1 pseudogene is annotated in these 341 nt (G+C 49.9%); it reads left to right on the forward strand.

The features are described from left to right. Window positions 1-263: pseudogene (locus ACYAS9_RS24255) on the forward strand (hypothetical protein); the annotation flags it as partial. Window positions 264-341 lie beyond the last annotated feature (78 nt).

Consider the following 341-nt stretch of genomic DNA (forward strand, 5'->3'; position numbering starts at 1 on the left):
ATTCAATTGTTAAAGAGCGGTTGGTTGAGCCTTTCGTCTCAACCGAGGCGCGCATTCTACAGCGCCTCAGTAACTTGTCAAGTGATTATTTTCAGAAGTTTTCAGAGTTACGCTTCAACTTCAATCACTTGCGTGCCGAGCGATCTTTCGATCAACTCGTCAGCGGGAGGCGAATTCTACAGCGTTCAAACTTGCTGTCAACTACCTTTTTCACCGCTGCGGCCCGAAGACCTGCACCATTCCCTCGCCGTTTTCACATCTAACTCGTTGATCTTCAAGGAGTTTTCAGTTTCTTCCGCGGCGGGAATGGTGCGCATTATAGAGCGCTGAGACGGGGCGTC

Source organism: Pseudomonas sp. HP_08 (assembly GCF_055284095.1).